The organism is Mesorhizobium sp. M7A.F.Ca.CA.002.15.2.1, assembly GCF_003998715.1.
Lineage (GTDB): Bacteria > Pseudomonadota > Alphaproteobacteria > Rhizobiales > Rhizobiaceae > Mesorhizobium > Mesorhizobium ciceri.
The window spans coordinates 1-7,702 of record NZ_RZPI01000224.1; the positions used below are offsets into that span (position 1 = coordinate 1).

At 64.6% G+C, this 7,702-nt stretch carries 7 protein-coding genes; 1 reads left to right on the forward strand and 6 read right to left on the reverse strand.

Annotated features, from left to right (window positions below):
* From ENZ74_RS14675 to ENZ74_RS14695, 5 genes are all read right to left on the reverse strand, one after another.
* On the reverse strand, positions 1 to 892 hold an 892-nt coding region (locus ENZ74_RS14675), incomplete at its 3' end, for an FAD-dependent oxidoreductase (protein WP_127224741.1).
* Positions 893 to 904: 12 nt separating this feature from the next.
* Positions 905 to 1,540 (reverse strand): SGNH/GDSL hydrolase family protein, encoded by a 636-nt coding sequence (locus ENZ74_RS14680; RefSeq protein ID WP_013531484.1) that lies wholly within the window; start codon positions 1,538 to 1,540, stop codon positions 905 to 907.
* Positions 1,541 to 1,689: 149 nt separating this feature from the next.
* Entirely contained in the window at positions 1,690 to 3,084 is a 1,395-nt protein-coding gene (locus ENZ74_RS14685) for a pyruvate dehydrogenase complex dihydrolipoamide acetyltransferase (RefSeq protein ID WP_127312833.1), read from the reverse strand.
* Between the two features lie 3 nt (positions 3,085 to 3,087).
* Complete coding sequence (locus tag ENZ74_RS14690; RefSeq protein WP_127312834.1) at positions 3,088 to 4,074, reverse strand: alpha-ketoacid dehydrogenase subunit beta; 987 nt, start codon at positions 4,072 to 4,074, stop codon at positions 3,088 to 3,090.
* Between the two features lies 1 nt (position 4,075).
* Positions 4,076 to 5,047: a thiamine pyrophosphate-dependent dehydrogenase E1 component subunit alpha gene (locus ENZ74_RS14695; RefSeq protein WP_158515799.1), complete on the reverse strand. Its 972-nt coding sequence runs from the start codon at positions 5,045 to 5,047 to the stop codon at positions 4,076 to 4,078.
* Between the two features lie 103 nt (positions 5,048 to 5,150).
* Here ENZ74_RS14695 and ENZ74_RS14700 point away from each other — a divergent pair, with 103 nt between their 5' ends.
* Positions 5,151 to 5,897 (forward strand): SDR family oxidoreductase, encoded by a 747-nt coding sequence (locus ENZ74_RS14700; RefSeq protein ID WP_063168737.1) that lies wholly within the window; start codon positions 5,151 to 5,153, stop codon positions 5,895 to 5,897.
* A gap of 40 nt (positions 5,898 to 5,937) precedes the next feature.
* Here the strand turns inward: ENZ74_RS14700 and ENZ74_RS14705 are convergent, their stop codons facing one another.
* Positions 5,938 to 7,677 carry a cobalamin-dependent protein gene (locus ENZ74_RS14705; RefSeq protein ID WP_063168736.1) on the reverse strand — a complete coding sequence of 580 codons (1,740 nt, stop codon included), beginning with the start codon at positions 7,675 to 7,677 and terminating at the stop codon, positions 5,938 to 5,940.
* Positions 7,678 to 7,702: the final 25 nt, after the last annotated feature.

Genomic DNA, 7,702 nt, shown 5'->3' on the forward strand with positions numbered 1-7,702 from the left:
CCTCAAGCCCGAGGCCCTCGATGTTGCCTTGCACGCCGACGGCCGAGATCATCCGGTCGGCGGTGATCTTCTCGACCTTGCCGTCCTTCATCTCGACATGCGCCGTGACCGAGTTCGTGCCCTTCTCGACCTTGGTCACCTTGGCTTCGAGGATAATCTTCATGCCTTGCTTCTCGAACTGCTTTTGCGCGAACTTCGAGACTTCGGCGTCCTCGACCGGCATCACCGCCGGCAGCAATTCGACCACCGTCACCTCGGCGCCCATTGTGCGGTAGAAGGAGGCGAATTCGATGCCGATGGCGCCCGACCCCATGACGAGCAACGACTTCGGCATCTCCTTCGGCACCATGGCCTCGAAATAGGTCCAGATCAGCTTTCCGTCCGGCTCGATGCCGGGCAGCGCGCGTGGCCGGGCGCCGGTCGCCAGGATGATGTGCTTGGCGGTATAGGTGCCCTCGCCCTTGACGCCTTTCGGCACCGGCGGCTGTGGCTCCATCGGCTTCTTGGCCGTCTTGGACACGACGATCTCGCCCGCCTTCGAAAGCTTGGCCTCGCCCCAGATGACGTCGACCTTGTTCTTCTTCATCAGGAAGGCAACGCCGCCATTGAGCCGCAGCGACACCTTGCGCGAGCGGTCAACGACGGCCGATGTGTCCACGCTGACCTTGCCGTCGAGCTTCAGCCCGTAATCCTTCAGGTGATCCGAATAGTGCATGATCTCGGCCGAGCGCAGCAGCGCCTTGGTCGGGATGCAGCCCCAGTTAAGGCAAATGCCGCCGAGATGCTCGCGCTCGACGATCGCCGTCTTGAAGCCGAGCTGCGCGGAACGCACCGCGGTGACATAGCCGCCGGGACCGGAGCCGATGATGATGACGTCATAGTTCTCAGCCACGGGTTTTCTCCTTCACAATTCCAGCATGACGCGCACGACTGGTGTCAGCGCCTCGCCGATGTTTCGCGTGTTTTCGGCGTCAAGATGAACACCGTCGAGAGGTGTGGTTTGCGCCACGCTGCCGGCGTCGAAGAAGCCGCAGCCGGCCTCATCGGCGAGCGCGGCATATTGCGGTGCCAAAAACTTCGAGGCGTCGTCGCCGCCGGCAAACATTTCCTTGAATTCGGCATTTTCGGTGCGACTGACGACAGGCGGCGAAACGATGAGGATCTGCGGCGCCGGCCAGTCGAACGGATAGTCGTGACCGCGCACGATGTCGATCAGCCGCTGGATACCCTGCTTGGCCGCGACGGGATTGCCGTGGATCCACGGCTTCATGTCGTTGGCGCCGAGCATGATGACAATCAGGTCGATCGGCGCATGCGTCGTCAGCACCGTTGGCAGCAGCCTGGCGCCGTTGCGATCAGCACCGGCCAGGTGGTCGTCGAAGGCGGTGGTGCGGCCATTGAGGCCTTCGGCGATAACTTCGACGCCACTGCCAAGGCCGGCCTGCAGCACGCTTGGCCAGCGGTCTTCCAGCGCATGGCGGCCACCTTCGGCATTGTAGCCCCAGGTCAGCGAGTCGCCGTAACAAAGAACCGTCTTCATGCACCCACCTGCGCGTCGATCAACCCACGCTTCACCCGCCATCCATGGGTTGTGACCGCCCGTTTCCGAGCAGCCAGTCCGGTGGCGAATCCGGAAATGATGAAAGCGAAGAGGCTGGTGAAGACTATCCGCACCGCCCTCTCGCTTCCCTAAACCAGCATGCCCATCGGGTTCTCGATCAGGCGCTTGAAGGCGACCAGCAGTTCGGCACCCAGCGCACCGTCGACGGCGCGGTGGTCGGTCGACAGCGTCACCGACATCACGGTGGCTATTCTGATCTCGCCATTCTTGACCACCGCCCGCTCCTCGCCGGCGCCGACCGCCAGGATGGTCGCGTGCGGCGGGTTGATGACCGCGGCAAAATCCTTGATGCCGAACATGCCGAGATTGGACACCGCCGTGGTGCCACCCTGATACTCTTCCGGCTTCAGCTTGCGGCTGCGGGCGCGACTGGCGAGGTCCTTCATCTCGTTGGAGATGGTGGACAGCGTCTTTTCGTCGGCTTTGCGGATGATCGGTGTGATCAGCCCGCCGGGGATCGACACGGCAACGCCGACATCGGCGTGCTTGTGCTTGACCATGGCGCTTTCGGTCCACGAGGCATTGGCATCGGGCACCGCCTTCAGCGCCATCGCCATCGCCTTGATCACCATATCGTTGACCGACAGCTTATAGGCCGGAGCATCACCCTTGTCGGTCTTCTTCACCGGGGCTGCCGCATTGATCTGCGTGCGCAGCGCCAGCAGCGCATCGAGCTCGCAGTCGAGCGTCAGGTAGAAATGCGGAATGGTGGTCTTGGCCTCGACCAGGCGGCGCGCAATGGTCTTGCGCATACTGTCATGCGGGACAAGGTCGTAGGAGCCCTGTTCGAACAGTTTCAGGACCTGATCGTCCGACATCGCCTTTACCGGCGCGGCAGGAGCAGCAGCCGGCACGCCAGCCGGAGCCTTGGCGGCAGGCGCCGTCTGGGCGCCGCCACCGGCAATGGCCGCGTCGACATCGGCCCTCACCACCCGGCCATACGGGCCGGTGCCAGATACGGTCGAGAGGTTCAGGCCGGCCTCACGGGCCAGGCGCCGGGCAAGCGGTGTTGCACGGCCGGCCGATGGCGATTGGCCGATCTCCGCCCTTGTGGGGGAGATGCCAAGTGGCGGCAAAGAGGGTAGGGCAGAGGGGTGCGTGACAGAATGAGACGTTGGCGCGACAGCGCCCCCCTCTGTCGACTTCGTCGACATCTCCCCCGCGGGGGGGGAGATTGGCGCCTTGTCCTGCTTGGCCGCAGCAGCATCAGCCCCATAGGCCTCACCGTCGGCATAGATCCACGCCACGGCAGCGCCGACCGCAATATCGACACCCTCTTTGCCGGTGACATCGCGCAGGACGCCGCTGGCCGGCGCATCGATTTCCATCGCCGCCTTGTCGGTCTCGATCTCGAACAGCACATCGCCCTTCTTGACGTGCGCGCCCTCCTCGGCAAACCAGCGCGAGATCTGTCCGGTCGCCATGTCCATGTCGACCTTGGGAAGAATGACTTCGGTCGGCATGGTCTAGCGGACCCCTTTCACGAGGTCGCGCGCGGCGGTGATGATGTCCGGAATTTGCGGCACCGTCGCCTTCTCGAGTTCCGGATTGTAGGGGATCGGCGTTTCGGCGCCGCCCAGCCGCACGATCGGCGCGTCGAGATAGTCGAACGCTTCGCTCTCGGCGATCATGGCGCTGACCTCGGCGCCGATGCCCAGCGTCTTGACCGCTTCGTAGACGCATAGCAGCCGCGACGTCTTCTTGACGCTGTCGATGACGGTCTGCTTGTCCATCGGCCGGATGGTCCGGAGATCGACGACTTCGACGTCGATGCCTTCGCTCTCCAGCACGGCTGCCGCGTCGAGCGCCTTCTGCACCATGATCGAGGTGGCGACGATGGTGAGATCCCGGCCTTCGCGGCGGATATCGGCCTTGCCGATCGGCACGGTGTAATAGCCTTCGGGCACCGGTCCCTTCATCTTGTAGAGCAGCTTGTGCTCGAGGAAGACCACCGGCTGGTCGTCGCGGATCGCGGCCTTCAGCATGCCCTTGGCGTCGGCGGGCGTCGAAGGAGCAACGACCTTGATGCCGGGTATGTGGGCAAGCATGGAATCGAGCGACTTGGAGTGCTGCGCGCCGGCGCCGGCGCCGCCGCCGCCCTGCGTACGCAGCACGAACGGCATCTTGACCTGGCCGTTCCAGATGTAATTGTAGATCGATGCCTGGTTGACCAGCGCATCGAGCGTCAGCGGCACGAAATCCGCATACATGATTTCCAGCACCGGCCGCGTGCCGGTCATCGCGGCGGTCACGGCCATGGCGGTCAGCGCCTGTTCGGAGATCGGCGTGTCGCGCACCCGCGTTTCGCCGAATTCCTCCATCAGCCCTTTCGTCACCTTGAAGACGCCGCCATAGCGTCCGATGTCCTCGCCGAAGACGAAGACGGAGGGGTCGGCCTGCATCTCTTCGCGCAGTGCCGCATTGAGCGCTTCGGCATACCGCATCATGGCCATGTCAGTGTGCCTCGCTGTAGGGGTTGCAGGCTTCGTCGAGCGAGAATTCGGGCATCGGGTCGGAGAGGGCCGCCGCGAATGCCTCGTCGACCTCAGCTCTGGCCGCCACCTCGATTGCCGCGAGTTTCGCCTCGCCGACGTCGCCCAAAAGCGCCTTGCGCGAGACGAGCAACGGGTCACGTTCCTTCCAGGCCGCAATATCCTCCGGCTTCTGGTAACCGCCCATGTCGGAGGTGGAGAAACCTTCGACGCGGTAGGTCTTACATTCGACCATGCCTGGGCCTTCGCCGCGCCTGGCGCGCTCGACCATGGCCGACACGGCACGGTAGACAGCCACCGCGTCATTGCCGTCGACGATCTCGGCCGGCATCGCGTAGCCGGCGGCGCGGATCGACAGGTCCTCGACCGGCGACTGGACCTCGGAGGGAACGGTCAGGCCGAACTGGTTGTGTTCGAGCACGAAGACGACCGGCAATTTCCACAGCCCCGCCATGTTCATGGCTTCGTGGCAGATGCCGGTTTGCGCGGCGCCGTCGCCAAAGACGCACATGGCGACATTGCCGGTGCCGAGGATCTGCATCGACAGCGCCATGCCGGTGGCGGCTGGAATGCCCGCGCCGACAATGGCATTGCCGCCGATCACGCCCTTTTCGGCATCGGCCACCAGCATGTGGCCGGCGCGCCCGCCGCAGGCACCGGTGGCCCGCCCGAAGATCTCGGCCACCACCGGGTGCACGGCCATGCCCTTGCCGATATAGACCGCGTGGCCACGATGGGTGGTGGCGACCTTGTCGCCGGCCTCCAGCACGGCGGTCGCGGCGACGCCGACGGCTTCCTGGCCATCGCAGCGATGGATCGGACCGCGCGTGCGTCCTTCCTTGTGAAGCGCCCCAAGGCCCTCTTCGAGATGCCGCACCAGCAGCATCCGGCGATAGATTTCCAGATGTTGTTCGACGGAAGGAGTGTTTTTCACCGATATCCCCGAGTTCGTGCCGAAATTAAATACAAAAGTGTCGACACTTTGCAAGCGCTTCTGCAAGATAGGGCAAAACAAGTTTGTGAAAAGGGGATCGATCATGCGTTTGGAGGGCAAGGCGGCCATCGTCACCGGAGCCGGCGCCGGTATCGGCGCGGCCGTCACGGAACTGTTTGCGAAGGAGGGCGCGCGCGTTCTGGTCGTCGATCGCGACGGCGCGCGGGCCGGCGAGGTGGCCGGCAGGACCGGAGCGCTGGCCTGGGAGGCGGACGTCTCGGACGAAGTCTCCGTGGCGACGATGGTGCGCCGCGCGCAAGAGGCCTTCGGCCGGGTGGACATTCTGGTCAACAATGCCGGTTACGGCATACGCGGTTCGGTTGTCACCACCGCGGCGGCGGATTGGGACGCGCTCATGGCCGTGAACCTCAAGGGCGTCTTTCTCTGCTCCAAATATGTCATTCCCGTCATGGCCGCGGGCGGCGGCGGGGTGATCGTGAACACCGCTTCCAACGTGGCCCATGTCGGACTTGCCGATCGGGCGGCCTATGTCGCCTCCAAGGGCGGCGTCGCGGCGCTGACGCGTGCCATGGCGCTTGACCATGTTGCGGACAAGATCCGCGTCAACGCCGTGGCACCGGGTGTGACCTGGTCGAGCTATTTCGAAACCATGCTGGAAACCCATCCCGATCCTCAGGGGTTTGTCGCGGCATTGAACGCGCGCTCACCGATGAATCGCGTCGCGCAGCCGGTTGAAATCGCAAATGCAATCCTGTGGCTCGCCAGTGACGAATCCTCTTTCGCCACCGGCTCGATCCTGACGGTCGACGGCGGCATGACCGCCTGGTAAGGCACGCCCCTGTCGTTGCGTAAGACGAAGCCTGCCCGTTTCAGGCAACGGGCCGGATGGAACGCAGGGCACGCAGCATCTCGTCGAGGTCGGCGCAGGGCAGGCAGCCTAGGTCTGCTATATCCTTGGTCACGTCGACCGGCAGGCCCGAATTGGACTCCTTGGGCACTTCGTTCAATCGTCCGCCGATGAGCACCGGCAAGGCAAGTCCGCGTGCCGCCATCGCTGCTTTCACCGCCTGTGCATAACGCAGCGCCACGCCATTGTAAGTGCTGACGGCGATCGCATCGGCCCCGGTTTCGGCGGCGCGGGCGACGAGTGTTTCCGGGTCGACGGCCACACCGGCATCGGCGATGACGATGCCCAGGCCTTCAAGCGCCTGTTCGACGAGATATTTTCCGTGCTCATGCACGTCGGTCGTGCCGATGCAGACGGTCAGGGGTCTAGGGCTTTCCAGCGGCTTTTGCGTCGCGACCCAGGCGACGGCCTTGTGGTTGAGCTCGCGCGCCCATTCGGCATGGATCAGCGGCGTGCGTCCGCGGATGCCGTCCGCGCCCGGGCCGAACAGCGCCTCCATGCGCTTCGGCCCCATGCGGCGGATGGCGAACATCAGCGCGGCCGGGTCTTCGGTATCCACCCCGCGCTCGGCCAGCCCTTTCATGACGGCACCGGCAAAGCGACGCCCGCCTTCGACCAGCACATCGGCCATCGCCTCCACCCTGGCCCAGTCGAAGACGGGGTCGTAGAAGGGGGCGTGCAGCGTGAGCCGGTGCGCGAAGGTTTGTGCGTCGATGATCTCGTCGACATCGGGAATGCGCTGGTTCTCGGTTACCGGTACCGGATTGATCGCATGGCCGGAGGGCCATCGCCCGACAGCCAGTATGTCGGCCAGGAGATAACTCGCCAGGGTTGCGTAATTGCCTGCCGGGGTCGACTGGTAGGAAACGGTGTTGCCGAAGATCATGGTGCCCGGCGTATCGCTGACCCGCACCAGCGCGGCATGGAAGGCAGCGCGCGACAGTGGATCGCTGAAGTGGTGGCCGTAGCAATGGCCGAGCCGCGCGCCGATCAGATCCTCGACGATGTGCTTTTCGACCAGCACCATGCCGAGCGCGCAGGCCATGTCGATGAACAGCCCGGCGAAGCCGTCGTCGAGATTGGAATGGACAAGGATTTCGGCATCCTGCGCGGCAATCAGGCCGAGGGCGGTGACGGTCGCTTCGGTGGTCGCGACATCATCGTCCCAGTAGGGCAGCCGGAAGGTGAAATACTGCCCCAGATTGCCGATGGCCGTTGCACCGGCGGCGATGGCGGCGCGGGTGTTTTCCACCGCGCCCGGCAGGCCGAGCATGAAGTCGCCGAAATGCGCGGCAGCGGGCGCGGCGTTGGTGATGCGGGCGAAATCCTCGGGGCCGGTGAGCACGATGCCGGTGCCGCGCGCGGCCTTTGCACGCATGGCTTGGGGATAACCCATCGACCAGTCGAGGGTGATGCCGAAACGGTCGACCGTTACCCCTGCCTTGCGGCATTGCTCATGCACCTCGCCGATCGCGGCCACGGTGCGGTCGACGCTTCTGAAGCCGATATGGGCGTGCTGCATGACTCGCTTTTCGGCCGCTGCCTTGCGCTTCCATGCGGCTTCGGACGGCATCCCAGTCTCGGTCAGGAAGCGGCAGCTGCCGAGGCGCCAGTCGCGCGCCATGACGCGTCCTTCGGCGAGGAGCTCGGCGCCAGGCTTGAGGCGCGGGTCGAGGAGGGCGGGGCTGAGGTCAGCGATCATGATGCTTTGCGATCAAGGTGAGCTT